Source organism: Microbacterium canaveralium, from assembly GCF_047238045.1.
Classification (GTDB): Bacteria; Actinomycetota; Actinomycetes; order Actinomycetales; family Microbacteriaceae; genus Microbacterium.
On the sequence record NZ_JBDFMA010000003.1, the window covers coordinates 2,093,681 to 2,119,499 of the forward strand.

At 70.6% G+C, this 25,819-nt stretch carries 24 protein-coding genes; 12 read left to right on the plus strand and 12 right to left on the minus strand.

The window, feature by feature from the left end:
• The first annotated feature begins 59 nt into the window (after positions 1–59).
• Entirely contained in the window at positions 60–917 is an 858-nt protein-coding gene (locus ABC271_RS11030) for a helix-turn-helix transcriptional regulator (RefSeq protein ID WP_412924912.1), read from the plus strand.
• Between the two features lie 15 nt (positions 918–932).
• Here the strand turns inward: ABC271_RS11030 and hisS are convergent, their stop codons facing one another.
• Both hisS and ABC271_RS11040 read right to left on the minus strand, forming a co-directional pair.
• On the minus strand, positions 933–2,183 hold the full coding sequence (gene hisS / locus ABC271_RS11035) for a histidine--tRNA ligase (protein ID WP_412926140.1): 1,251 nt from the start codon (positions 2,181–2,183) through the stop codon (positions 933–935).
• Positions 2,184–2,339: 156 nt separating this feature from the next.
• Complete coding sequence (locus tag ABC271_RS11040) at positions 2,340–2,930, minus strand: MazG nucleotide pyrophosphohydrolase domain-containing protein (protein ID WP_412926141.1); 591 nt, start codon at positions 2,928–2,930, stop codon at positions 2,340–2,342.
• A gap of 266 nt (positions 2,931–3,196) precedes the next feature.
• Here ABC271_RS11040 and ABC271_RS11045 point away from each other — a divergent pair, with 266 nt between their 5' ends.
• A complete protein-coding gene (locus tag ABC271_RS11045) occupies positions 3,197–5,869 on the plus strand; it encodes a phosphoenolpyruvate carboxylase (protein ID WP_412924913.1) in 2,673 nt (890 codons plus the stop codon).
• A 63-nt stretch (positions 5,870–5,932) separates the two neighbouring features.
• On the opposite strand, the gene ABC271_RS11050 is transcribed toward ABC271_RS11045, so the two are convergent.
• The 3 genes from ABC271_RS11050 to ABC271_RS11060 form a co-directional block, all read right to left on the minus strand.
• Positions 5,933–6,532, minus strand: coding sequence for a gamma carbonic anhydrase family protein (locus tag ABC271_RS11050; protein ID WP_412924914.1), 600 nt, complete (start codon positions 6,530–6,532; stop codon positions 5,933–5,935).
• 62 nt (positions 6,533–6,594) lie between these two features.
• Positions 6,595–6,810, minus strand: coding sequence for a helix-turn-helix transcriptional regulator (locus ABC271_RS11055; protein WP_412924915.1), 216 nt, complete (start codon positions 6,808–6,810; stop codon positions 6,595–6,597).
• Entirely contained in the window at positions 6,810–7,274 is a 465-nt protein-coding gene (locus ABC271_RS11060) for a hypothetical protein (protein ID WP_412924916.1), read from the minus strand. Before ABC271_RS11060 ends, ABC271_RS11055 begins: the two co-directional genes overlap by 1 nt.
• 58 nt (positions 7,275–7,332) lie before the next feature.
• Between ABC271_RS11060 and ABC271_RS11065 the strand changes: the two genes are divergently transcribed.
• Positions 7,333–8,286, plus strand: a complete 954-nt coding sequence (locus ABC271_RS11065; protein ID WP_412924917.1) for an NAD(P)-dependent alcohol dehydrogenase — start codon at positions 7,333–7,335, stop codon at positions 8,284–8,286.
• Between the two features lie 87 nt (positions 8,287–8,373).
• Here the strand turns inward: ABC271_RS11065 and mfd are convergent, their stop codons facing one another.
• A complete protein-coding gene (gene mfd, locus ABC271_RS11070) occupies positions 8,374–11,961 on the minus strand; it encodes a transcription-repair coupling factor (RefSeq protein WP_412924918.1) in 3,588 nt (1,195 codons plus the stop codon).
• Between the two features lie 127 nt (positions 11,962–12,088).
• On the opposite strand from mfd, the gene ABC271_RS11075 reads away from it, so the two are divergent.
• Positions 12,089–12,559 carry a hypothetical protein gene (locus tag ABC271_RS11075; protein WP_412924919.1) on the plus strand — a complete coding sequence of 157 codons (471 nt, stop codon included), beginning with the start codon at positions 12,089–12,091 and terminating at the stop codon, positions 12,557–12,559.
• 116 nt (positions 12,560–12,675) lie between these two features.
• The gene (locus ABC271_RS11080) at positions 12,676–13,200 is read left to right on the plus strand and encodes a hypothetical protein (RefSeq protein WP_412924920.1); all 525 of its coding nucleotides are present in this window, start codon (positions 12,676–12,678) and stop codon (positions 13,198–13,200) included.
• A gap of 689 nt (positions 13,201–13,889) precedes the next feature.
• Here ABC271_RS11080 and pth read toward each other — a convergent pair.
• On the minus strand, positions 13,890–14,471 hold the full coding sequence (gene pth, locus ABC271_RS11085) for an aminoacyl-tRNA hydrolase (RefSeq protein ID WP_412924921.1): 582 nt from the start codon (positions 14,469–14,471) through the stop codon (positions 13,890–13,892).
• Positions 14,472–14,603: 132 nt separating this feature from the next.
• Positions 14,604–15,242: a 50S ribosomal protein L25/general stress protein Ctc gene (locus ABC271_RS11090; protein ID WP_412924922.1), complete on the minus strand. Its 639-nt coding sequence runs from the start codon at positions 15,240–15,242 to the stop codon at positions 14,604–14,606.
• A 283-nt stretch (positions 15,243–15,525) separates the two neighbouring features.
• Between ABC271_RS11090 and ABC271_RS11095 the strand changes: the two genes are divergently transcribed.
• The gene (locus ABC271_RS11095; RefSeq protein ID WP_412924923.1) at positions 15,526–15,651 is read left to right on the plus strand and encodes a hypothetical protein; all 126 of its coding nucleotides are present in this window, start codon (positions 15,526–15,528) and stop codon (positions 15,649–15,651) included.
• 57 nt (positions 15,652–15,708) lie between these two features.
• Here the strand turns inward: ABC271_RS11095 and ABC271_RS11100 are convergent, their stop codons facing one another.
• Entirely contained in the window at positions 15,709–16,419 is a 711-nt protein-coding gene (locus ABC271_RS11100) for a FadR/GntR family transcriptional regulator (protein ID WP_412924924.1), read from the minus strand.
• A gap of 126 nt (positions 16,420–16,545) precedes the next feature.
• Here ABC271_RS11100 and ABC271_RS11105 point away from each other — a divergent pair, with 126 nt between their 5' ends.
• From ABC271_RS11105 to ABC271_RS11130, 6 genes are all read left to right on the plus strand, one after another.
• Positions 16,546–17,952, plus strand: a complete 1,407-nt coding sequence (locus tag ABC271_RS11105) for a GntP family permease (protein ID WP_412924925.1) — start codon at positions 16,546–16,548, stop codon at positions 17,950–17,952.
• A gap of 19 nt (positions 17,953–17,971) precedes the next feature.
• Complete coding sequence (locus tag ABC271_RS11110) at positions 17,972–18,487, plus strand: gluconokinase (RefSeq protein ID WP_412924926.1); 516 nt, start codon at positions 17,972–17,974, stop codon at positions 18,485–18,487.
• An 86-nt stretch (positions 18,488–18,573) separates the two neighbouring features.
• Positions 18,574–20,169, plus strand: a complete 1,596-nt coding sequence (gndA, locus tag ABC271_RS11115) for an NADP-dependent phosphogluconate dehydrogenase (protein WP_412924927.1) — start codon at positions 18,574–18,576, stop codon at positions 20,167–20,169.
• A complete protein-coding gene (locus tag ABC271_RS11120) occupies positions 20,166–20,627 on the plus strand; it encodes a VanZ family protein (RefSeq protein WP_412926142.1) in 462 nt (153 codons plus the stop codon). Before gndA ends, ABC271_RS11120 begins: the two co-directional genes overlap by 4 nt.
• A gap of 22 nt (positions 20,628–20,649) precedes the next feature.
• Positions 20,650–21,384 (plus strand): response regulator transcription factor, encoded by a 735-nt coding sequence (locus ABC271_RS11125; RefSeq protein ID WP_412924928.1) that lies wholly within the window; start codon positions 20,650–20,652, stop codon positions 21,382–21,384.
• 44 nt (positions 21,385–21,428) lie between these two features.
• Positions 21,429–22,874: a sensor histidine kinase gene (locus ABC271_RS11130; RefSeq protein WP_412924929.1), complete on the plus strand. Its 1,446-nt coding sequence runs from the start codon at positions 21,429–21,431 to the stop codon at positions 22,872–22,874.
• A 2-nt stretch (positions 22,875–22,876) separates the two neighbouring features.
• Here the strand turns inward: ABC271_RS11130 and ABC271_RS11135 are convergent, their stop codons facing one another.
• The 3 genes from ABC271_RS11135 to ABC271_RS11145 are packed head-to-tail and all read right to left on the minus strand — an operon-like array spanning position 22,877 to position 25,798.
• Positions 22,877–24,430, minus strand: coding sequence for an FAD-dependent oxidoreductase (locus tag ABC271_RS11135; protein ID WP_412924930.1), 1,554 nt, complete (start codon positions 24,428–24,430; stop codon positions 22,877–22,879).
• On the minus strand, positions 24,430–25,305 hold the full coding sequence (locus ABC271_RS11140) for an FAD:protein FMN transferase (RefSeq protein WP_412924931.1): 876 nt from the start codon (positions 25,303–25,305) through the stop codon (positions 24,430–24,432). The genes ABC271_RS11135 and ABC271_RS11140 overlap by 1 nt, the downstream gene beginning before the upstream one ends.
• Before the next feature lie 4 nt (positions 25,306–25,309).
• Positions 25,310–25,798: an FMN-binding protein gene (locus ABC271_RS11145; protein ID WP_412924932.1), complete on the minus strand. Its 489-nt coding sequence runs from the start codon at positions 25,796–25,798 to the stop codon at positions 25,310–25,312.
• Positions 25,799–25,819 lie beyond the last annotated feature (21 nt).

Below are 25,819 nucleotides of genomic sequence, written 5' to 3' on the forward strand. Positions count from 1 at the left end.
TCCCCTCACCGCGGGCGGCGGCCCTCCCGCCCTCTATGCTCGCGTCGGAAGGAGACGTCATGACCCGATCCGACGAGGCGCGCGCGGAGTTCGCGGCGTTCCTCCGCAGCCGCCGTGCCCGGCTGCAGCCGTCGGACGTCGGCCTCCCCGACGGCACGAGGCGGCGCGTCGCGGGGCTCCGGCGCGAAGAGGTCGCCCAACTCGCCGGGGTCGGACTGACCTGGTACACGTGGCTCGAGCAGGGGCGCCCGATCGCGGCATCCGCGCAGGTCGTGGCCGCGATCGCTCGCGCGCTCCGACTCACCGACGACGAACGCGACCACCTCTTCGCCCTCGCGGACCTCCCCCGCCCCGAGCGGGAAGCGCGCGCGTGCGTCGACACGCCCCACCTCGACCTCCTCGAGAAGCTCCTGCCCTACCCGGCCGCGCTGCAGACATCGCGCTTCGACATCCGCGCGTACAACCGGGCCTACCGCTACCTTTTCGACGACCTCGACGACATGCCGACCGAGCGACGCAACTGCGCGGTGCTGCTGTTCACGGACCCGACGTGGCAGAACGCCCACCTCAACCTCGATCACGCGCAGCGCCGGATGGCTGCCCGACTTCGGTCCGCGTACGGGCGGCACCACGACGAGCCGTCGTGGCAGAGCTTCATCACCGAGCTCGAGCGGGCCTCGCCGCGTTTCGCCGAGCTGTGGAGCCGGGGCGACGTCGGCGGCGAGCGCCACGCGGTCAAGCACCTCGTCAACCCGCGCGTCGGCGAGCTGCACCTCGAGATGTCGAGCGTGTGGGTCGACGAGAGTCTGGGTTCCCGGGTGGTGTGGTTCGCCCCGCGGGATGCCGCGACGGCGGCGCGCCTCGAGCGCCTCGCCGCCGAACATCCCGAGCAGGCGTTGATCAGCGCCGTCGCCTGACGGCCGGGGCGGAGATCAGCCGAGCGGCTTCATCTCGAGCGACTCCACCGTGGTCTCTGCGCCGACGGTGGCGAACGACGTGTAGCCGTCGGCGCTCGAACGCTCCAGCAGCGCCTTGAAGTTCTTCGGGCGCTGCTCCAGGCGCACGCGGGCGCCTTCGGCGACGAGGGCCGCCTTGATCCGCAACAGGTGCGCCAGGGGGACGTCGCGATCGTGCACCAGCACCACCGAGCGCTCGTCCCCGTCGTCGGCATCCTGGAGCAGGTCGACGATCCGCTCGAACCCGATCGAGAAGCCGACCGCCGGGACGTCCTGGCCGAGGAATCGGCCGATCATGCCGTCATATCGGCCGCCGCCGCCGAGCGAATAGTCGACGCTCGGGTGCGCGAGCTCGAAGATCGTGCCGGTGTAGTAGCCCATGCCGCGCACCAGGAACGGGTCGAATCGGAGGGGGGCCTCGGCGCCGCGCGCGGCGGCCACCGTCTCACCGAGCGCCACGAGGTGGTCGACGATCTCGTCGGGGATGCCGGCCGGCAGAGCCGCGCGGATCCCCGACGCATCGAACCCCGCGTCGTCGCCGCTCGGACGGTCGAGATAGGCGGCGAAAGCGTCGACCGCCGCGGCGGTGGCGCCCCGATCGCGGAGCTCGGCCACAACCCCGGAGGGGCCGATCTTGTCGAGCTTGTCGATCGTGATGAGGACGCCGGGTCGTTCGTCGGCGGCGAACCCGAACACGTCGAGCATGGCATCCAGCGCGCGGCGGTCGTTGACGCGGACGATGCCGCCTTCCAGGCCCAGCGCGTCGAGCACGTCCAGGCTCGCCGTCATCAGCTCGGCCTCGGCGCGTGCCGACGCGTCACCGATGATGTCGATGTCGCACTGCACGAACTGGCGGTAGCGCCCCTTCTGCGGACGTTCGGCGCGCCACACGGGTGCCATCTGGATCGCGCGGAACACCGTCGGCAACTGTGCCCGGTTCGTGGCGTAGAACCGCGCGAGCGGCACGGTGAGGTCGTAGCGCAGCCCCAGGTCGGCGAGCGCGGCCGGGTCGTCGGCGGCGGCGCGGATCGCCTCGGCATCCATCCCTCGCTTGAGGATGCTGAACGAGAGCTTCTCGTTGTCGCCGCCCATCCCCGAGTGGAGGCGGGAGTACTCCTCCATGACGGGCGTCTCGATCTCGTCGAAGCCGTGCGCGCGGTAGCGCTCACGGATGACGGCGAGCACGCGTTCGCGTCGGGCCTTGTCAGCGGGGAGGAAGTCGCGCATACCGCGCGGCGGGTTCACGGATGCCACGGTTCCATTGTTCCAGGCCCGGGCCGGCGGCCGCGCGCGATGCGCCGAGAGCCCACGATCCGGCCGAGCGCTCACGGTGCGGACGCCCGGAACGCGGGCGCTCGACCGAATCGTGAGCGCTCGCGGTGGCTACTCGGCGGACCGAACCTCGGCGGACAGACGGCGGAGGCGCTCGCGGAGGGCGCGATCGGCGTCCCAGCCGTGCTCGCGGGCCAGCTGCACGAGTGCCAGCAGGGCATCGCCGAGTTCGGATTCATCGGCGGGGGCGAGAGGCGCGCGGCCCGCGACGACGCCGACCTGGGCGGCCTTGCCCAGCACCTTCTGTGCGAGCGCGAGCGAGGGCATGTGCTCGGAGACGCCGTCCAAGACGCTGGTGCGCTCGCGCTTCTCGGCGGCCTTCGCGGCGTTCCAGTGCACGAGCACCTCTTCGGGGGTGGATGCCACGGCGTCCCCGAACACGTGCGGGTGCCGGCGCACCATCTTCTCGGTGAGACCGCGGGCCACGTCGTCGATGTCGAACGGATCGTCCGGGTCGCCCGCGGCGATCTCGGCGTGGAACAGCACCTGCCACAGCAGGTCGCCGAGCTCCTCCCGCAGGTCCGCCCGCGTGCCGGACTCGACCGCGTCGATGACCTCGGCGCTCTCTTCGACCAGATACGGCACCAGGTCGCAGTGGTCGATCGTCTGCGTCCACACGCAGCGTTCGCGCACCGCGCGCATCGTCTCGGCGGCCTCGCGCAGCGCGTCGTCGCTCACGGTCCCTCCTCCGGCGGCATCCGTGCACCGCTCGTGCCGAGTATGCCCCGCGGCGGGGGCGGGCGGGCGTGCCGAACTCCGGAGATTTCGATTCGCCGACGGATGGCATCCGCGAAATGTTGCGGTCGAAGTCATCCGCGGTCACAGAATCTCCGGAGTTCGGCACGGCACGCGGCCGTCAGGCGGCCCGCGTGATCTGCAGGCAACGTGACACAACTACTCTGAAACCTGTGCGTGAACTGACCCCGACCGAGGCCATCGACCTCGTGGGCCGCTTCGAAGCCGGCCAAGAGCTTCCCGAGCAGATGCGTGCGGACGTGCGCCTCCTCGGATCCCTGCTGGGACGGGTACTGCGAGAGAGCGGCTCCCCCGGCCTCTACGACGACGTCGAAGAGCTCCGGACCGCGACGATCCAGGCCTACACCGACGAGACGCCCGAGGCGTTCGAGCGAGCCGCGGCGATCGCCGACGGTTTCTCGATCGCCCGCGCCGACGAGGTGGCGCGCGCGTTCACGGCGTACTTCCACCTCGTCAACCTCGTCGAGGAGCACCAGCGCGTGCGCATCCTCCGCGAGCGCGGCGACCGGCCGTCGCGCGGGGGCACCCCCGACACGATCGCCGCGGCGTTCGACAGGCTGTCGGCCGAGGTCGGCGAGGAGACCGCACTGTCGCGCCTGCAGGCGCTGCGGTTCCACCCCGTCTTCACCGCGCACCCCACCGAGGCCCGTCGCCGCGCGATCTCGACGAGCATCCGCCGCCTGTCGGAGCTGCTGGGCGAGCACGACTCCGCCGCCGACAACGACACCGAGATCCGACGCACCGAGCGACGCATGCTCGAGGAGATCGACACGCTGTGGCGCACCGCGCCGCTGCGCCGCGAGAAGCCCTCCCCGGTCGACGAGGTGCGATCGGTCATGGCCGTGTTCGACGAGACGCTCTACACCGCCGTGCCGCGCGTGTACCGCCGCATCGACGACATCCTCCAGGGCGAGAACGCCGGTGCGCGCGCGCCGATCGTCAAGCCGTTCGTGCGCGTCGGCTCGTGGGTCGGCGGCGACCGCGACGGCAACCCCTTCGTCACGGCATCCGTCACCCGCAAAGCGGCGGCGATCGCGAGCGAACACGTCCTCCTGGGCCTCGAGCGCACCACCCAGCGTGTCGGGCGGGGCCTGACCCTGGATGCCGAGACCACGCCGCCGAGCGACGCCCTCCTCGCACTGTGGCACCGTCTTCGCGCCGCCGATGAAGATGCCGCCGCGGAGATCGCCGAGCGCTCGCCCGCCGAGCCGCACCGGCGGATCCTGCTGCTCATCGCCCGGAAGATCGCGGCGACACGCACCCGCAACGCAGACCTGGCGTACCGCGACCCCGAGCATCTCCTCGCCGATCTGCGGACGGTGCAGGACTCTCTCGTCGCCGCCGGCGCGGCGCGGCAGGCCTATGGCTCGCTGCAGCGCCTCGTCTGGCAGGTCGAGACGTACGGCTTCCACCTCACCGAGCTCGAAGTGCGCCAGCACTCCGCCGTCCACCGCAAGGTGCTCGACGAGCTGCGCGCCGGGGGCGAGCGCAGCGAGCTCGCCGACGAGGTGCTCGAGGTCTTCCGCTCGATCGCCTACGTCCAGGAGCGCTTCGGCCCCCGCGCCGCGGGCCGGTACATCGTGTCGTTCACGCAGTCGGCCGAAGACCTGGCCAACGTTCACGAGCTCGCGTCGTACGCGATGGGCCCGGGCGAGCAACTCCCGGTGCTCGACGTCATCCCGCTGTTCGAGACGTTCGCCGACCTTCAGGCGGCCCCCGGGATCCTCGCCGAGATCGTCGCCCACCCCGCGTTCGTCAGCCGACTGGATGCCACCGGTCGCCGCCTCGAGGTCATGCTGGGGTACTCCGATTCGTCGAAGGACGTCGGCCCCGTGGCCGCCAATCTCGCGCTGTACGAGGCGCAGGCGAAGATCTCGACGTGGGCCGAGGCCGAGGGCATCGAGCTGACGCTCTTCCACGGCCGCGGTGGCGCGCTCGGACGCGGTGGTGGACCCGCCAACTCGGCGATCCTCGCCCAGCCGCCGCACTCCGTCGACGGCCGGTTCAAGCTCACCGAGCAGGGCGAGGTCATCTTCGCGCGCTACGGCGACCCCGACATCGCGATGCGCCACATCGACCAGGTCGCGGCGGCGGTGCTGACGGCATCCTCGCCTTCGATCGAGCGTCGCAACCGCGGCGCGGCCGAGGCGTTCGCCGACGTGGCCGCCACGATGGACGTCGCGTCACGCGAGCGGTTCTTCGCGCTCGTGAAGGCGCCCGGCTTCGCGCCGTGGTTCGCCACCGTGACTCCGATGGAGGAGCTCGGTCATCTGGCACTCGGCTCGCGTCCGGCCCGACGCGGCCTGTCGGTGGAGTCGCTCGAAGACCTCCGCGCGATCCCGTGGGTGTTCTCGTGGACGCAGGCGCGCATCAACCTCGCCGGATGGTTCGGTCTGGGGACCGCGCTCGACGCCGTGGCAGACGAGCAGCGCCTGCGTGACGCGTACGAGCAGTGGCCGCTGTTCCGCACGATGATCGACAACGTCGCGATGAGCCTCGCCAAGGCCGACACGCGCATCGCGCGGCGCTACCTGGCACTCGGCGACCGCGACGACCTGGCCGCGCTCGTCATGGACGAGATGCTGCTCACCCGTTCATGGGTCGAGCGCATCACCGGTGGCGAGCTGCTCGGCAACAAGCCCGTGCTGCAGCGCGCGGTCAAGATGCGCAGTCCGTACGTCGACGCCCTGTCGCTGCTGCAGCTGCGGGCACTCCGCGCTCTGCGCGACGCGTCCGCAGAGAACCCGACACCGGATGCCGAGCACCAGCGCCTTCTGCTGCTCTCGGTGAGCGGTGTGGCCGCGGGTCTGCAGAACACGGGCTGATTCCGGTTCCTCCGAGAGCGCCGGCGTGCCAAGGAACGTCGGCGCTCTCGCGTGCCCGCCGCGTCAATCGAGGCGGCGATCGGCGGCGTGACGTGCGAGGCTCCGGCCGTACCGCTCGGTGAGCTGCACCATCAGGTCGGGGGTCTCGCGGTCGAGGCCAAAGACGTACCCGGGGAAGTCGAGCTCCTTTTGCGCGGCCCAGATCTCGTCGTGACGGTCGGGCGAGAGCAGTCGTGCGGGGTCGCCGACCGCCACCCATCCGATCGGCACCACGGTTTCGGGCGGGAGCACCGTGCGCAGGTGCACGATCGCGTTGATGCGCACCTCGCTGCGGTCGCCGATCTCCGCGCCGTTGAAGACGCGGGTGCCCGTGGCGAGGAACACCTCCTCGCCGATCTCCGCTCCCGCGACGCTCGCCATCGGCCCGATCAGCGAGTGCGCGCCGATGTGCACCGCGTGCGTGGAGCTGGCCCGCAGCAGCGCGTTCTCCATCACGATGCTGTTCTCCCCCAGCACGATCCGACTGCCCTCGGCCGTGAGGACCGCGCCGTGGAGGACCTGGCATCCCGCGCCGATCGTGACGTCACCGCTGATGACCGCGGTGGGGGCGACGACGGCGTCGGGGTGGATGCGGGGCTCGGCCCCGAGGTGAGCGAAGCGCATGGGCGGCGTCCTTCCCGTCGGTGCCCGCCAGCGTAGTCCTCGGCGGCAGGGCGAGGACACGCTCACTCCGGGTCGTAGGCGAACACGTCGTCGAGCCGGACGCGGAACTCACCCACGATCTGGAACGCCAGTTCGAGGCTCGGCGAGTATCGCCCCTGCTCGATCGCGATCACCGTCTGGCGCGTCACGCCGAGCCGGCGGGCGAGTTCGGCCTGGGTCGTCCCGGCGCGCTCGCGATGCTCGCGGATGGTGTTGGTCACCCGCGTGGGCTTGGCCATCACGGCATCCCCCGGTAGTACAGGGCGAGGCGCGCGAGGCTGCCGATGATGGCCGAGAGCGCGAAGCCCGCGTAGACGGCGTTGGCGATCCAGAACAGCGGCGCCTGGACGGCGCAGAGAGCCAGTGCCGCCAGACCGCCGAACACGAGGAAGGCCTGGCCGACGCGGTCTCCCTGCGTGGCGATCTCCCGATCACGCACGTCGGAGCGGTGGTCGGTGTCGGGATCGCGGCGCGATTGCACGATCCCCCACACGATGCTCACGGCGATCGCCACGACGATGCTCGCGACGATGGTCGAGACCATCGGCCACACCCAGTCGACGCGGTCGACGGCCGTGTCACGGGCAGCCACGAGCATCCAGACCGTGTACACGAGCACCCCGGGGACACTAGCGATCAGCCCCGCCCAGGTGTTGCGTTCCTCGAACGACATCGCGGCCTCCATGTAAAGAAAACTTGACATTGTCACCCTAGGGCGGGCACGATTCGGTGTCAAGAATCTTTGACACCCAGGAGCCATCATGGACATGAACGCCGCTGTCGTCGACGCCTACGGGCCGCCCGAGGTCGTCCGCATCGACCGCCGCCCCCGCCCACGGGCCACCGGCAGCGACGTCGTCGTCGAGGTCGCTGCCGCATCCGTCAACAGCGGCGACGCGCGGATCCGCGGCGCACGGTTTCCCGCCGGCTTCGGCGTCCCCGCCCGGCTCGCGCTGGGTCTGCGAGGTCCCCGTCGAGCGGTGCTCGGCGTCGCGCTCTCGGGCCGCGTCATCGAAGTGGGTCCGAAGACGACCGCTCTGCGGATCGGGGACCGCGTGTCCGGAATGACCGACATGCGCATGGGCGCGCACGCCGAGTACACCGCGGTCCCCGAGCAGCGATTGGCGCGCATCCCCGACGAGGTCAGCGATGAGGATGCCGCGGCCGTGCTGTTCGGGGGAACCACCGCCCTGTGGTTCCTCCGCGACCGCGCGCGGGTGCGTCCCGGTGAACGCGTCCTCGTGATCGGCGGCGCCGGCGCCGTCGGTAATCACGCGGTGCAGATCGCCCGGTCCCGCGGCGCGGAGGTCACGGCCACGGCCGGCAGCGGCAATCAGGCGCTGCTCGCGCGTCTCGGAGCGCATCACACGGTCGACCGCACCGCGGTGCGGCTTTCCGATCTCCCGGGCCCGTATGACGTCGTCTTCGATACCGTCGGCGCGCTGCACCCCGGTACGGCCGCACCCCTGCTGTCGCCGAACGGTCGGGTGATCCTGGCCGCGGCGACGCTCGCCGAGACGATCACGAAGCGCGCGCGCGTGATCACCGGCACCGCGGGTGCGGGGCGTGAGCTCGTCGGCGACCTCATCGACGGGATCATCGACGGAACCCTGACTCCCGTTATCGAAGCGACCCTGCCGCTGGACCGGATCGCGGAGGCGCACGCCCGCGTGGACTCCGGTCACAAAGTGGGAAGCATCCTCGTGCGACCGTGATCCGGTCGAGAGATCCACGCCGCGTGGACAGCGCGACCACAGTTAGCGAGCAGCGCGCCGATCGGGTCGATCAGGGCATCCGCCCCCTCAGGCCGTCGTCGTCTCCGACGCCTTCCCCACCGGGAGCGGCCACAGCGCGTCGAGCAACTGGCGCACCCACGCGATGAGGTTCGCGTCGTCGGCGTCCTGCGGAAGCGGCACGACCATGGCATCCCCGTTCGCGACGAGCTTCGCCTTCGGATACAGCCGCTGCAGACGCACCCGCATCGAGTCGGCGAGGTGCGCCGGCGCGATGCGCAGGTTCGACCCCATCGCCACCACGTCCGCGAGACCCGCCTGCGCGGCGCGACGGCGCAGACGCGCGACCGCCACGAGTCCCTCGACCTCGGCCGGCGGCTCGCCGTACCGGTCGCGCAGTTCCTCGACCACGAGGTCGATCGCGTCGTCCTTGGCGGTCGCGGATGCCGCAGCCGAGAGCTTCTGGTACGCCTCGAGCCGCAGTCGCTCGCTGTCGATGTACGTCTCGGGGAGGCGGGCGTCGACGGGGAGCTCGAGACGCAGTTCGGTGGGACCCTCGGTGTCCTCCCCCCGGAAGGTCGCGACGGCCTCGCCGATCATGCGCAGGTACAGGTCGAAGCCCACGCCCGCGATGTGACCGGCCTGCTCCGCACCGAGCAGGTTGCCCGCCCCGCGCAGCTCGAGGTCTTTCAGCGCGACCTGCATGCCGCTGCCGAGGTCGTTGTTGACCGCGATCGTCTCGAGACGGTCGGCAGCGGTCTCGGAGAGGGGCTTCATCTCGTCGTAGAGGAAATAGGCGTACGCCCGCTCGCGACCACGTCCGACGCGTCCACGCAGCTGGTGCAGCTGGGACAGGCCGTACTTGTCGGCACGATCGATGATGATCGTGTTGGCGTTGGCGATGTCGAGACCCGTCTCGATGATCGTCGTCGAGACGAGCACGTCGGCCCGCCGCTCCCAGAAGTCGTCGACGACCTGCTCGAGCTGGTGCTCCCCCATCTGGCCGTGGGCCACGACGATGCGCGCCTCGGGGACGAGCTCGGCGAGGTGGGCGGCGACGCGCTGGATCGACGACACCCGGTTGTGCACGTAGAAGACCTGCCCCTCACGCAGCAGCTCGCGCCGGATCGCCGCGGCGATCTGCTTGTCATTGCGCGGGCCGACGTAGGAGAGGATCGGATGCCGATCCTCCGGCGGGGTCGCCAGAGTCGACATCTCACGGATGCCGGTGACCGCCATCTCGAGCGTCCGAGGGATCGGCGTGGCGCTCATGGCGAGGATGTCGACGTTGGTCTTGAGCTTCTTCAGGGAGTCCTTGTGCTCGACGCCGAAACGCTGCTCCTCGTCGATGATCATCAAGCCGAGGTCTTTGAAGATGACCTTCTCGGTGAGGATCCGATGCGTGCCGATGACCATGTCGACGGTGCCGTCGGTGAGCCCCGCCAGCGTGGCCCTCGCCTCTTTGTCGGTCTGGAAGCGCGAGAGCGGGCGAACCGTCACGGGGAAGCCGGCGAAACGCTCCGCGAACGTCTCGAGGTGCTGCTTGACCAGAAGAGTCGTCGGAACGAGCATCGCGACCTGCTTGCCGTCCTGGATCGCCTTGAAGGCGGCGCGCACCGCCACCTCGGTCTTTCCGAACCCGACGTCGCCCGACAGCAGGCGGTCCATGGGGACTGGCTTCTCCATGTCGGCCTTGATCTCGTCGATCGTCTGCAGCTGGTCCAACGTTTCGGCGAACGGGAACGCCTCCTCCAGCTCGCGCTGCCACGGAGTGTCGGGCCCGAAGGCGTAGCCCTTCGCGGCCATGCGCGCCGAGTAGAGCTTCACCAGCTCGACGGCGATGTCGCGCACCGCCTTGCGTGCGCGCCCCTTCGCCGCCGCCCAATCGCTCCCGCCCATCTTGGAGAGCACGGGAGCCTCGCCGCCGACGTACTTCGACAGCAGATCGAGCTGATCCGTCGGAACGAAGAGCTTGTCGCCCGGGTACCCGCGCTTGGACGGCGCGTACTCCAGGACCAGGTACTCCTTGATCGTCTTCACCGCGTTGCGGCCGCCACTGGAGACCTCGCGGCGCGTCAGCTCGAGGAACTTGCCGATGCCGTGGGTCGCGTGCACGACGACGTCGCCGGGCTTGAGCTGCAGGGGGTCGACGACATTGCGTCGACGCGAGGCGAGCTTCTTGACGCCGCGGTTGTCGCCGCCCACCGCGCGACCGTAGAACTCTGTCTCCGTGATGACGGCGAACTTGACCTCGGTGAGTTCGAAACCGCGCTCGAGCGAGGCGCACACGATGTGGGCCACTCCGGGCTCGGGCGGCGTGCGGACGTCGTCGACCCGACGCGCCGCGATCCCCCGCTCGGCCAGGACGTCGCGCGCGCGGTCGACCAGACCCGGGCCGGATGCCGTGACCACGACGACCCACCCGTCGGCGAGCAGTTCCCCGACGTGGGCCGTCGCACCCTCCACGTTGCCCTGGAACGAGGGCACGGGGTCGGCCTTCACACGGTGCGCGGAATCGTCACCGACGACGAGGCCCTCGGCCTCGGCATCCGCCGCCCCCGAGTCGAACGCGCTCAGCCGCCACCACACGCCCCCGCGGCCGCTCGCGATCTCGTGCAGATCGTCCAGGGTCACGAAGTCGCCGGCGCCCAGATCGACCGGGGTGTCGGCGCCGGCCGTGGCCGCTGACCAGGCCGCCTCGAGGAACTCCCGGTTCGTGTCACCGAGGGTCGTGGCGCGTGCCAGCGAGCGTTCCGGGTCGACCAGCGCGACCGCGGCACCCCCGGGCAGGTAGTCCACGATCGTGGTGAGGTCGTCGATGAGGACGGGGATGAGCGACTCCATCCCCTCGGCGGGAATGCCCTCGGCCATCTTCTCGAGCAGCTGCCGGAGCCCGGGGTATCCGTCCCGCAGCTCGGCGGCGCGGGCACGCACGGCCGGAGTCAGGAGGAGCTCGCGACTCGGCACCAGCGAGACCTCGGACACCTCGCCCGGAAGCGAACGCTGGTCGGCGACCGAGAACGCGCGGATCTGGTCGACCTCGTCACCGAAGAATTCGACGCGGTACGGGTGATCGGCGACCGGGGGGAAGACATCCAGGATGCCGCCGCGCACGGCGAACTCGCCCCGGCGCGAGACCATGTCGACGCGATGGTAGGCCAGTTCGACCAGACGCGCGGTGACCTGGTCGAGCTCGCTCCCCCGCCCGCCCACGCGGAGCTGGACCGGCTCGACGTCGCCGAGGCCCGGGGCCAGCGGCTGCAGGGCGCTGCGGACCGACGCGGTGACGACGAGCGGTGTCGTCCCGTCCCACGCCGCGATGCGGCGCAGCACGTCGAGGCGACGCCCGACCGTCTCGGGGCTCGGGCTGAGGCGTTCGTGGGGCAGCGTCTCCCACGCGGGGAAATGCAGGACCTGCGCGCCCGGGAGCACGGCATCCAGAGCCGGACCCAGCGATTCGGCGCGTCGGCCGGTCGGGGCGATGACGAGGACCGCGCCGGGCGCTCCCCCGCTTCGCCGATGCTCGAGAAGACCCGCGATCACGGGCGCATCGAGCCCGTCGACGAGGGAGAGAGACAGATCGGAGGATGCCGCCGAGGCGGCCTCCCGGTACGAGTCAGCCTGCTCGAGGGCGCGCACGATCCCGGGAACTGTCACTCGACACATCCTACGCGGGGGCACCGACACCGGCTCCCGAGGGCGTCACTCCGGGACCGTGCCGTGCGCTCGCGATGACGGACCCTCGAGACCCCGCCGGCTCGGACCGGCGTCGTACAGTGGGCTCATGACCTCGCCCGGCCTGCCCGACTTCGCGGCGCCGCACGCGGCAGCCCCGGTCGGGACGATGCTCACTCCTCCGTCCCCGACACCGCGACGGCGTCCCCTCGGGGCCATCGCCCTCGTCTTCTCGATCCTCGCGGCCGTCGTGGCGCCGGGCGTCGCCGGATTCGCGGCGTTCCGGGTCGCGCGCGGCGCGGGCGCGGAGTACGTCGCACGCGGTGGGCAGTCCGTCGACTGGCGCCTCCTGTCGCCGGTCCGCGATCTCGTCCTCATGGGTGAGATCGCCTTCTGGTCGGGAACCGTTCTCGGCACCGCGGCCCTCGTTCTGGGGATCGTGGCCACGGTGCGCGGGGCCGGCCGCGGCTCCGGTATCGCCGCCATCGTCCTCGGGTCACTCGGTCCGTTCGCGTTCGCAGCGCTGGTCTTCCTCGCCCTCGTCACCGGCGCGGCCGGCATCAACGGACTTGCCGCCTGAGGGGCCCTACCGGCTCTCCCCTCGGTCCGTCCACCCCATACAGCAATCACACGGCGACTCCATAGGGTGTGGATGACGAGGGCGCCCCGTGCCCTCGACGACCACAGGAGGACACCGTGAGCAGCACACCGCCGCCCCCCGAGCCGTACAACACTCCCCCGACGACGCGCGCCGAGGCAGCGCAGAGCGGCTACTCCGCACCGCCCGCCGCCTATGCTGCGCCGACACCCGCGGAGACATCACGTCCGACAGGCTCGACCCGGCTCGGCCTCATCGCCTTCGTCGTGTCGCTCCTGGGCATCGTGATCGGGGCCATCCTCGCCACCCTCGGCGGCATCCAGAGCGGCAGCCTGGCGCAGTTTGCGGAATACTCCAACGGCACCGCCACCATCGACCCCGAGACACTTCCCCCCACCGCGAACCAGATCGCCATCGCCGCCGGAGCGCTGTCGGTCTCGGCCTTCCTGGTGTGGGGCGTGCTCGCGCTCTGGGGTTTCATCCAGGGCATCATCGCCGCGGTCAAGAACCGCGGCCGCGGGTGGGGCATCGCCGCGATCATCCTCGCGGTCATCGGCGGAGGGATCGTCTTCGGCTTCTTCCTCCTCGGTGCGACGATCGGGGCGGCACCTTACGCGTCCTGACCGACGTGGAGTGAAGCACTCCCGCCGCGCGCCGGGAGGCGCCTGACGCAGAACCCCGGCCCCTCGGCCGGGGTTCTCCGCGTTGGCCCGGGTGCCGCCTCTCGACGGGTCGAGATCCTCTGCCGCGTCGGAGAGTTCGGATTCGGAGGGTCCGGGGTTCGAGAGCACCTCACCCCTCCTCCACAGGAATCGATCGGCATCACTTGTCCACAGATCGGCTTCGGAGCCCGCGCCGACCACACCGCGGCCCGTAGCGTCGCCCGGAGCCGGACCGACCGGCGCGCAACGCGCGAGGACACCCCATGCATGACTTCCGTTCGGCGGATCCCCCCACCGTGTCCGGCCGCGAACACACGACGGAAGCGGTGCGCCGTGCTGAACCGGCGGCAGGATCCGATCGTTCGAGACCGTCGCGGCTCATCCCCTTCCTGACGTTCGGATCGATCAGTGTGATCCTCTTCGCGTTCGCCGGCCTGCTCCGCCGCGACCCGGAGCCAGTCCTGGCATCCGTCGGGGACTACAGCTGTCTGGGGGCCTGCCTCAGTGGCGTCGCCGCCGCGATCTTCGGGTGCGTCACCGTGTCCCGCGCCATTCGACGGCGGCGAGGTCAGAAGAACAGATGACAGCCCCGTCGCCGGCATGATCGGTCGAGCGCGCGGCGGCTTCGCGCGGCCCGTCGCGGCGTCGACTCAGCGTGGCGCGTGGAACCGCTGCTGAGCGGCGAGCAGCCCGTCCTCGACCAGCAGTTCCACGGCGTCAGCAGCGTCGGACACGAGGATGGGCAGGGTCTCCCGCTCCTTCGCACCGAAGGGATCGAGCACCCAGTCCGCGGGGTCTTGCCGGCCCACCGGACGACCGATGCCGACCCGGATCCGAGGGAACTCGGGTGTTCCGAGGGCCTTCGCCACGTCGCGAACACCGTTGTGACCGCCGTGCCCCCCGCCGGTCTTGAGCTTGATCGTGTCGTAGGGAATGTCGAGCTCGTCGTGCACGACGACCACGCGCTCCGGGTCGACCGCGTAGAACTTCGCGAGTCCCGATACCGGACCACCCGACACGTTCATGAAGCTGTTCGGCTTGGCCAGGATCAGCTTCGGCCCGCCCGGGCGAAGCCACGTCTCGACGACCCGCGCGTTGGCCTTGTGCGCGCGGAAGGTCTCCCGACGACGGCCGGCCAGTTCGTCGACCACCATCTGGCCGATGTTGTGCCGGGTCGCCTCGTACCGTGGTCCCGGGTTGCCGAGCCCGACGATGAGCCACGTGTCCGCCATGGCATCCATCCTTCCGGATCCGCGCGGACCCTCACGTCTCCGCGACCCGCAGCGGATCCCGGCAGGAAAAAACGAGGGGGCGTGACGCACGCCCCCTCGTCGACAGAGGACCGCGCGCGCGGTCCGATGGGATCAGTTCTCGTTGGAGCCGGAAGCCGCCTCGGACTCCTCGGACTGCTCCTCGGCGACCTCGGCATCGGCCTCGGCGATCTCCTCTTCGGCGGCGAGCGTGTCCAGCGGAACCGACACGCCGATGATGAGGGTCTCGGGCTCGGTCACGAGGGTCGCACCGGCGGGAAGGACCAGGTCGGCCGCGGTGATCTGCGTGCCGTCCTCGGCGCCCTCGATCGAGACCTCGACGTTCTGGGGGATGTGGGTGGCCTCGACCTCGAGCGAGACGGTGGTGTTCTCGAGGTTCGCGATCGTGCCGGGGAAGGGCTCGCCGACGACCGTGACAGGCACGTCGACCTGGACCTTCTCGCCCTTGCGCACGACGAGGAGATCGATGTGCTCGACGATCTGGCGCACCGGGTCCTTCTGGACGTCCTTCACGAGCGTCAGCTGGCTCTTGCCGTTGATGTCGAGGTCGAGCAGCGCGTTGGCGCGACGGATCAGGAGCGACACCTGGTGGCCGGGCAGCGCGACGTGCTGGGGCTCGGTGCCGTGACCGTAGATGACGGCCGGGATCTTGCCCGCAGCGCGCAGACGGCGGGCGAAGCCCTTGCCGAAGTTCTCGCGCACTTCGGCGACGACCTTGTTGTCTTCCGACATGTTGTTCTCCTCGCGGGCACGTGTCCCGCAGCTTATGAGCGGACCTTGTCCGCGCGTATGTGGTCTGGATTCGACTCGAACGCGAGCGCGTGAGGAAAGCCGGAAGCCTGCATCACCGCGTCGATCACGGATGCCACGCGCGCCCGCCGGGCGCACGACGACGCATCCCTCGCCGAAGTTCCCCGGAAGTCTACCAGCGCGACGGCCGCTCCACGACCCGGAACGTCATTCGCGGCGTGGACGCGACGGTACGATGAGAAGCCCATCTACCCGGAGGATCACCATGGACAGCGGCTTCTTCTCTCACGTCGTGCTCTGGGTCGTCGGCGGCATCGCGGCGATCGGCCTCGTGGGCACGGTCGGTGCCCTGTTCTCGATGGGCCGCAACGCGGGCTACAAGAAGCACTGACGCACGCGGCGTGTCTGCCGCGAGCGGCACGACGCGTCGAGCCGCCGCACGCACGAGTCAGTCGGTACCGACCGCGGATGCCATGGCATCCCCCGCTTCGCGCACGATGAGCCGCATTGCGCGTGCCGCGTCGTCCGCCCTCCCTGCGGCGATCGCGAACGCGACGTCCTGGTGCCACCGGACGGCGTGCGGGTTGGCGTCGTGCGGCATGAGTTCGTGTCGCGTACGGCCGGTCAGGACCGCCTCGACGACGTCGCCGAGCGCCGCGAACATGGTGTTGCCCGACGCGGCCAGGATGGTGCGATGGAACCGCACGTCCGCCGCGAGGTACTCGGCCTCGTCGGCGGCCCCCTCCGTGCGCGCCATCTCGAGCACGGCCGCGACGAGTTCCTCGCGCTGGGCTGCACTCGCGACCGCGGCGGCGGCCCGAGCCGCGAGCGGCTCGATCGCGCCGCGTAGCTCACTGAGCTCGCGCAGCTGAGATCCGCGCGCGGGGCCACTCAGCCGCCAATCGATGATCTCGGGCGCGAAGACGTTCCACTCGCTCGAGGGACGCACGACCACGCCGGCCTTGCGACGCACACTCACGAGCCCGAGCGATTCGAGCACCCTTACGGCCTCACGCCCGGCACCACGCGAGGAGCCCTCGGACAGCTCGCTCGTCACGAGGCGCGCGCCCGCGGGCAAGCGCCCCTGCACGATGTCCGCACCAATGCGCGAGACGAGAGCGTCGTGCAGCGTCCCCGCGCCGGGACCAACGGTGGTCATGCATCGATGATGCCAGACGAGAGTGCACGCTCTTCCAGAATTCGTCATGCATAACCGCGACTTGTGTGCTTTTATGTACGACAAATAATCATCGGCATTGCAGCCGCCGCCGGAACAAGGACGCTCATGGCCATCCCCCTCCTCCCCACAGCCCTCGTGCTCGCCGCGGGCGAGCCCACCGCCCCCAGCGCCCCCGCCGGGCAGCTGATCACCGCCGCCGTCATCGGCATCGCCCTCATCGTCGTGCTCATCACGTGGGGCAAGCTCCACCCGTTCCTCGCCCTGACGATCGGCGCGTTCACCACCGGTGTCGTCGCCGGCATGCCCATCGGCACGGCCGTGACGAGCTTCACCGGTGGATTCGGTTCCACCATGGGCGGGGTCGGCATCCTCATCGCCCTCGGCGCGATCTACGGCAAGCTCCTGGCCGACTCCGGCGGCGCCGACCGCATCGTCGACACCCTCGTCGCCCGTGCCACGCCGCGCAGCCTCCCCTGGATCATGGGCCTCATCGGCGCGATCATCGGCTTGCCGATGTTCTTCGAGGTGGGCCTCGTGCTGCTCGTGCCCGTCATCATCCTCGTCGCCCGCCGCTCCGGGGCATCGCTGATGAAGATCGCGATCCCGACCCTCGCCGGCCTCTCCGCCATGCACGGTCTCGTCCCGCCGCACCCCGGCCCCCTCGCGGCGATCTCCGCTCTGAATGCGAACCTCGGGCTCACCCTCGCCTTCGGCGTCATCGTCGCGATCCCCGCGGTCATCATCGCGGGGCCCCTGTTCGCCCCGCTCGCGGCACGATGGGCGCCGGTCCCCGTGCCCGAGCTGTTCGTCTCGGCCGAAGAGAAGGGTGAGGAGCCCGTGCGGCGGCCGTCCTTCGCGGCCACGCTCGCGAGCATCCTGCTCCCCGTGGTCCTCATGCTCCTGAAGGCTCTCGCCGACATCCTCGCCCCCTCCTCCACCGACGCCTGGAAGGTCGTCATCGACTTCCTCGGGCTCCCGGTGATCGCGCTGTTGCTCGCCGTCCTGGTCGGTTTCGTCGTCCTCGGTCGCGGCGCGGGCTTCGACCGCGCGCGCCTCACCGGCGTCGTCGGGTCCTCGCTCGGACCGATCGCCGGCATCCTGCTCATCGTCGGCGCGGGTGGCGGGTTCAAGCAGGTCCTCGTCGACACGGGCATCGGAAAGGTGATCGCCGACCTCGTCGCCGGCTCCAGCGTCTCGGTGCTGCTCCTCGCGTGGCTCGTCGCCGTGGTGATCCGCGTGGCGACCGGATCGGCGACGGTCGCGACGATCACCGCCGCCGGCATCCTGCAGCCGCTCACGACGTCGCTCGACGCCCCGATGACGGCGCTCCTCGTGCTCGCCATCGGCGCCGGATCGGTGTTCTTCAGCCACGTCAACGACGCCGGCTTCTGGCTCATCAAGGAATACTTCGGGCTGAACATCCCGCAGACGCTCAAGACCTGGACGGTACTGGAGTGCATCATCTCGGTCACGGGCCTGGCCGGCGTGCTCGCCATCAGCGCGTTCGTCTGAGAACCGGAAGGATTCCGATATGGCCTCCCCCGCCCCCGTGCTCGTCTTCATGGGTCCGGCCGGTACCGGCAAGTCCACCGTCGCCGGAATGCTCGCCGGACGCCTGGGCTGGGACTTCCAGGAGGGCGACGACCTCCACCCCGCCGAGAACGTCGCCAAGATGGCGGCCGGTCACGCCCTGACCGACGACGACCGCTGGCCGTGGCTCGACCGCGTCGCGGCGTGGATCGACGGCCAGCTCGCCGCGGGACGACCGGGCGTCATCACCTGCTCCGCGCTCAAGCGCAGCTACCGCGACGTTCTGCGCCGCGACGACGTGACGTTCGTCCTGCTCCTGGGTGACCCCGCGCTCGTCCTCGCGCGGTTGCTGCGGCGCCAGGGGCACTTCATGCCGCCCGCGCTTCTCACCTCGCAGTTCGACACCCTGGAGATCCCGGATGCCGACGAGCGCGCGATCCACATCGACCTCGATCTGACCCCGCAGGAACAGGTCGACACGGTCATCGCGCAACTGCACCTCTCCCCCGGCACCTGATCGGCGTCGGAACGAGCCGATACAGTGGCGGGGGCATGTGACTCCCGTCCGCCACCCTCCTTTCGCACGTGAACACGGAGCAACGAATGACGTCGACCCCCTCCCCGACCGGACCCTCGACCGACCAGGACCAGGCGCCGCACGAGGCGGCTCAGCACCACGAGGGGGCACCCGCTCCCGACGAGGTCGCCCGCCCCACCGCCGACGCCGCTTCGAGCCCCGAGGGCGAAGGCGACGCGCGAGCGAACATCGGTGTCGTGGGCCTGGCCGTCATGGGCTCCAACCTCGCTCGCAACCTCGCCAGCCGCGAGGGCAACACCGTCGCGGTGTTCAACCGCAGCGCCGACAAGACCGAGCACCTCGTCGACGCCCACCCCGAGGCGGAGTTCGTCGCGTCGTTCTCGTACGAGGACTTCGCCGCGTCGCTGTCGAAACCGCGCACGGCGATCATCATGGTCAAGGCGGGACGCGCCACCGACTTCGTCATCGACGAGCTGGTGAAGGTCTTCGAGCCGGGCGACATCATCGTCGACGGCGGTAACGCCCTGTTCACCGACACGATCCGCCGCGAGAAGGCCGTCCGCGACACCGGCATCAACTACGTCGGCATGGGCGTCTCCGGCGGCGAGGAGGGCGCCCTGCTGGGACCGTCCCTCATGCCCGGCGGCTCCGACGAGTCGTGGCAGACGCTCGGCCCGATCCTCACCTCGATCGCCGCGGTCGCCGAGGGAGAGGCGTGCGTGACGCACGTCGGTCACGACGGCGCCGGGCACTTCGTGAAGATGGTGCACAACGGCATCGAATACGCCGACATGCAGCTCATCGCGGAGGCGTACGACCTCATCCGCCGCGCCACCGGCAAGACGCCCGCCGAGATCGCCGACGTCTTCGCCGAGTGGAACCGCGGCGAGCTGGAGTCCTACCTCATCGAGATCACCGCCGAGGTTCTGCGGCAGACGGATGCCGAAACGGGCAAGCCCCTCGTCGACGTCATCCTCGACCAGGCCGGCGCGAAGGGCACGGGCGCCTGGACGGTGCAGACCGCGCTCGATCTCGGCGTCCCCGTCTCGGGCATCGCCGAGGCGACGTTCGCCCGCTCCCTCTCGAGCCACCCCGAGCAGCGCTCCGTGTCGCGCGACCTTCCCGGACCCTCGCGCGCCGACGTGCTCACGGACGAGGATGCCGACGCGTTCATCGAGCAGGTGCGTCTTGCCCTCTACGCCTCGAAGATCGTCGCGTACAGCCAGGGCTTCGACGAGATCCGTGCGGGTGCCGCGCAGTACGACTGGAACATCGACCTGGGCGCGGTGTCGAAGATCTGGCGCGGCGGCTGCATCATCCGTGCGCAGTTCCTCAACCGCATCGCCGAGGCCTACGACGCCGAGGCCGAGCTCCCCGTGCTGCTGACCGCGCCGTACTTCGTGGAGGCCCTCGGCCGCGCGCAGGACGCGTGGCGCACCATCGTCGCGCTCGCGGCGGAATCAGGCATCCCCGCACCGGCGTTCAGCTCGTCGCTGGCCTATTACGACGGCTTGCGCGCCGACCGCCTCCCCGCCGCCCTCATCCAGGGGCAGCGCGACTTCTTCGGTGCGCACACGTACCGTCGCGTCGACAAGGAGGGCACCTTCCACACTCTCTGGTCGGGCGATCGCACCGAGATCGAGGCCGAGGACACGCACTGACGACGAACCGGACGAAGCGGCGGCGGGCACTGCTCGCCGCCGCTTCGGCGCTGTACGCGTTCGCGGTGTGGTGGATGACGCTGCGTCCGGAACCGTACGGAGCCGAGACCGCCGGCATTCTCCGCCGCGTGCTCGCGCTGTTGGCCGGGTGGCCGCCTACCGCGTGGGTGACGTTCGACATCGTGGAATTCGCCGCGAACGTCACGATGTTCGTGCCGTTCGGCCTGCTGGTCTCGGCGTGGGGCGGCCGCCCGTGGCAGGGCGTCCTCGGTGGATTCATCGCGAGCGCCGTGATCGAGACGACCCAGCTGCTGTTCCTCCCCACCCGGGTCGCCGACGTCCGCGATCTGGTCGCCAACACCCTCGGGGCGACGATCGGCGTCCTCGTGGCCGCGCTGATCTCCCGCGTGATTCGTCTTCACAGCGAGCGCATAGCCACCGCCATAGAAAGCTCATAGATTCCGGCGCAGAATGGCATCCATGACCGCCACCGTCAGCGCCCCCGCCTTCACCCGCCCGGACGGCAGCGCTCTGCGCGTCCTCGTCGTCGATGACGAGCAGATGCTCACCGACCTCCTGTCGATGGCGCTGCGCATGGAGGGCTGGGACATCCGTACGGCCGGATCCGGGTTCGACGCCCTGCAGGCGGCGCGCGATTTCGAGCCGGATGCCATGGTGCTCGACATCATGATGCCCGACCTCGACGGCATGGCCGTTCTCCAACGACTGCGGCATTCCGGCAACGACGTTCCCGTCCTCTTCCTGACCGCCAAGGACGCGGTGGCGGATCGCGTCGCGGGGCTGACCGCGGGTGGCGACGACTACGTCACGAAACCGTTCAGCCTCGAAGAGGTCGTGGCACGCTTGCGCGGTCTCATGCGCCGAGCGGGAACGGCGTCCACTCGCGACGCGGAGCCCATCCTCCATGTCGGCGACCTCTCGCTCAACGAGGACAGTCACGAGGTGGTCCGCGCCGGCACCGAGATCGAACTGACCGCGACCGAGTTCGAACTGCTGCGCTTCCTCATGCGCAACCAGCGCCGCGTCGTTTCGAAGGCGCAGATCCTCGACCGCGTCTGGAATTACGACTTCGGTGGGCGATCCAGCGTCGTGGAGCTCTACATCTCGTACCTCCGCAAGAAGATCGACGCCGGCCACGAGCCGCTGATCCACACCGTCCGCGGCGTGGGCTACATGATCAAAGCCCCTCAGTGAGCCGGGCCGAGGCGCGCCACCGGTGGTCGCTGCAATCGCGGCTCATGGCCGCGGTCATCGGCATGGTGGCGTTCATCCTGGTGATGATCGCGGTCTCGACGGGGGCGATCATCACCGGCGTCCTGCAGACGAACCTCACCGCCCAGGTGTCGGCCGCCGTGAACAACGTCCAGGTCGGCGCCACGAGCACGGCGAGTGACGTCCTCGCGAACGGCCCCTTCCCCGACGGCACCGTCCTGGTCCTGCGGAGCCCCAGCACCGGCGACACCGGCGCCTACATCGACGGCCGCTCGGTGCGCGCGCTCGACGGCCCGCAGGTCGACGAGATCCGCGATGCCGTCGCCGACGCCGTGACGACGGGCATGCCGGACTCCGACACGGTCGACCTGCCGGGCCTGGGCGACTACCGCATCGGCTTCCGGGCCGGCCAGCTCGGCACGGTCGCGGTGCTGGGCCTGCCGCTCAGCCAGGTGACCGCGACGATCGGGGCGATCCTGACCACGGTGGCGCTCGTCACCGCCGGCGGGCTCTTCCTCCTCGCGGCGATCATCGCACTCGTCATCCGCGTGGGCCTGCGCCCCCTGCGGTCGGTGTCCGAGACGGCGACGCGCGTGGCATCCATCCGGATGGATCAAGGCGACGTCTCCATCGACGAACGCGTGCCCGACGAACAGGTCGACGATCACACCGAGATCGGGCAGGTCGGTGCCGCGCTGAACTCGCTCCTCGACCGCGTCGACGCGTCGTTGGCCGCTCGGGCCCGCAACGAGGAGATGATGCGGAGATTCGTGGCGGATGCCAGTCATGAGCTGCGCACGCCGCTGGCATCCATCCGCGGGTTCTCCGAGCTGTCGCTGCGGGCGATGCGCCAGGCGCAGGACGACGAGAGCCGCCAACGTATCGAGATGGCCGTCGAGACGACCGAGCAGTCGCTGGAGCGCATCCAGGCCCAGTCGCTGCGCATGACGACCCTCGTCGAAGACCTGCTGCTCCTCGCCCGCCTCGACGAAGGGCAGGAACTCGTCTATGGAACGGTCGATCTCACGCGGCTCGCGGTCGAGGCGGTCGGGGACGCGCGCCCCGCGGGGCCCGATCACGCGTGGTCGATCGACGTCGACGACGAGCCGGTCGAACTCGCCGGCGACGCGTCGCGCCTGAACCAGGTCGTCGCGAATCTCCTCGCGAACGCCCGAACGCACACGCCCGCCGGCACCGAGGTGACGGTCGCGGTGGCGCGCGAGGACGACGAGGCGGTGCTCCGGGTGCACGACGACGGGCCGGGTATCGATCCCTCCGTCGCTTCGCAGCTGTTCGAACGCTTCGCCCGTGCGGACCGCTCGCGCGACCGCAAGACCGGCGGAACAGGGCTCGGGCTCTCCATCGCGAAAGCGATCGTCGAAGCGCACGGGGGCACGATCGCCGTGCAGAGCACCCCGGGAGACACGACGTTCGAGGTGCGTCTGCCGGCGAAGCCGCGCGACCCGGCCTGAGGTCAGTACCCCGCGAACGCGTCCGTGGTGAGCGACTTCGCCTTCGCCAGCGCCGGGGCGAGGGTCGAGATCAGCCGCGGTGGGCCCGACACGTACGCGGCGCGCTCGGCCAGGTCGGGAACGGCACGCAGGAGCGCTCCGGCATCCACGCGATCGGGTCCCGCCCACGTCCACCCGCCGGGTAGATCGCGAGGCTCGTCCCGCGAGAACACCACAACCGGGATGCCGCTGGCCGCAAGGTCGTCGCGGAACGCCAACTCACTCGCCTCCGACACGACGTACACGAGCACGACGTCGCGACGCTGGCCGGTGGCCGCGAGGTGGCGCAGCTGCGACACGAACGGCGTCACGCCGATCCCGGCCGCGACGAGGAGCACGGGTGAGGTCGGGCGGGACGGCAGCACGAAATCTCCCCAGACCCCCGTGACGGCGAGCGTGCCGCCGATCGGCACCTCGGCCAACGCCCGCTTGTACGACGACTGGGAGCCGTCCTTGAACGCGATGCGCACCGTGGGCAGATCCTCGGGCGCCGACGCGATCGAGAACTCTCGCCGCGTGCCGCGGGCGTCGGGGCGGCGGTGCGGAACGTCGAGCTCGAGGTACTGCCCGGGCGAGAAGGAGAACGATCGGGCGGCGTGGAACGTCAGCTCCCGCACGGTCGGCGTCAGGTCGCGCCGGCCCTCCAGACGGAGGCGCACAGCGGCGCGCAGGCAGAACAGGAACGCCACGAGGTTGCCGATCAGCAGCGCCCGCTCCTGGCCGAGGGTGATGTCACCGACGGCGATCGGCCAGCCGGCGAGCACGCCGACCACCAGCGCCACCACGAACTGCTGACGACGGCGCGGCGGCAGCGTCAGGGGCTCGGACAGCATGAACGCGCCGAGGAACAGGAACGGCGACGAGAACGCCACCTGCAACAGGACGGCGGGAACATCGACGGGGAAGCCCGCGGACTGGAACTGCACCGTCGTGCGGACGAACGCCACGAGGGCAGCCACCACCCAGAACACAGCGACGACGGCGAGCCGGTCGGTGCGGGCCAGCAGCAGCACGCCGAGCACCAGCACGGCGCCGGCGAGCCACGGCGAACCCACCCACCACGCGGACACCCCCAGGTCGGGGGCCCACACGCTCACGATCGTGAGCACGGCGGCGCCCGTGGCGGCGGGGTTGAAGATGTGCCGGCCCCGCCAAGCGAGCACGTACTTCGACAGGGATGCCGCGACGCCCGCGAGAACCAGCCCGACGAGACCGAGCGGCTCCACGGTCGGGCGCACCACGAAGAGGAGGATCGCGGCGGTGATGAGCGAAGACTCCAGACGCCGTGGCATCCGGAGCACGCTCTGCGCCACGAGGTCGGTGACGACGCACGCGGCCGCGAGCACCACGGCGCTCACGACGAGCTCGAGCGGGTCGGGGACGACGAGGCCCGCGAACGCCAACGCGAGGGCGGTGAGCGTGAGCAGCCCCAGTGAGGCCAGCACGAGCCGGTACATCGAGACGCGGCCGAGAAGGCCGCGGACGCGGGTGGATCCCGCGGTCAGGGTCGCACTCATCAGAAGATCTCTCCCTCGAATCCGGGTGACCACTCCACGCGGCCGTCGGTGCGCATGCGCACCCAGGAGGCGCCCCACGCGGCCGCGAGCTCGGGACCGCCGTCGAAGAACAGCGCGGTGGCCAGACCGTCGGCCCGCATGGCCGTGTCGGCCATCGCCCACGTCGCCGCGTACGCCCGCACCGGCGCTCCCGTGCGGGCATCGAGCACGTGATGCAGCCCCTCCCCCCACGCTCGACGCGTGATCGCGGACGCGCACAGAGCCGCATCCCGCACCTCGACCACGCCGATCGCGCGAGTGGGGTCGTACGGGTGCTCCAAACCGATGCGGACGGGCGCACCGCGGACGGCGAGGTCGCCCGAGCCGTCGACGATCACGTCGCCGTCGACGTCGGCCAGGACCGTCGCGAGCACGCGATCGACCAGTCCGCCCTTGCCGAGGGCGCCGACGTCGAGCGTCGCCGGGCGCGACAGCGACAGGATGCCATCCCCCCACGTCACGACGTCGCGCCAGTCCGGAGCGGGTTCCGGCGTCCCCCACGGCGCGAGCGTCAGCCGCGCGTCGTAGCCGAGGCGGGCGAGAGCGTCCCCGACGAGCGGGTTCACCGCCCCGCGGGTGGCGACGTCGAGCTCGTCGTACAGGGCCAGCATGGCATCCGTATCCACGGGGGCGTGAAGGGATGCCGCCCGCCCCTCGGCGAGAGCGGAGACCAGCGAATCGTCCCGAAACCGCGACCACTCCCGGTCGAACGCCTCGACGACGGCCCCGACCGCTCCGCGGGTCGCCGAAGACAGCGGGGTCTCCGTCTCGATCGCCCAGGCGGTGCCGATCGCCTCGAACGTCCACACCGAACCGGTCGCGGTCACCGCGGTCATGGGATCAGGCCTTCGCCTCGGACTTGATCGAATCGAGGGCCTTCATGAAGCCGCCGCTGGTGAGCGAGGATCCTGCGACCTTGCTGACCGAGATCTCGTCGACCTTCTTGCCGACGACCTCGTCCTTGATCCCGCCGATGAACTCGCTCTGATAACGGCGCGACTCCGCGGCCTGCGGGTCACCGGTCACCTCGACGTCGGTCACCGTGTCGCCGGCGATGGTCACGGTCACGTCCACCGTCTCGACGCTCTCGGGCGTGGAGTACTGGCCCGTGGCCTCGTAAGTACCGTCGGCGTACACGCCGGACGACGAGCCGCCGGCCGCAGAGCTCGCGCTCGGGGCGGACGACGCGACCGGCGCGGACGCCGACTCGACCGGCGCGGCGGCGTCGGTGTTCCCCCCGGAGCAGCCGGCGAGGGTCACCATGCCGGCGACGCCCAACAGGGCGGTGCCGATGCGAACCGGGCGGGGGACGGCGGTCGTGCGGATCATGAGGGTCCTCTTTCGGTCGTG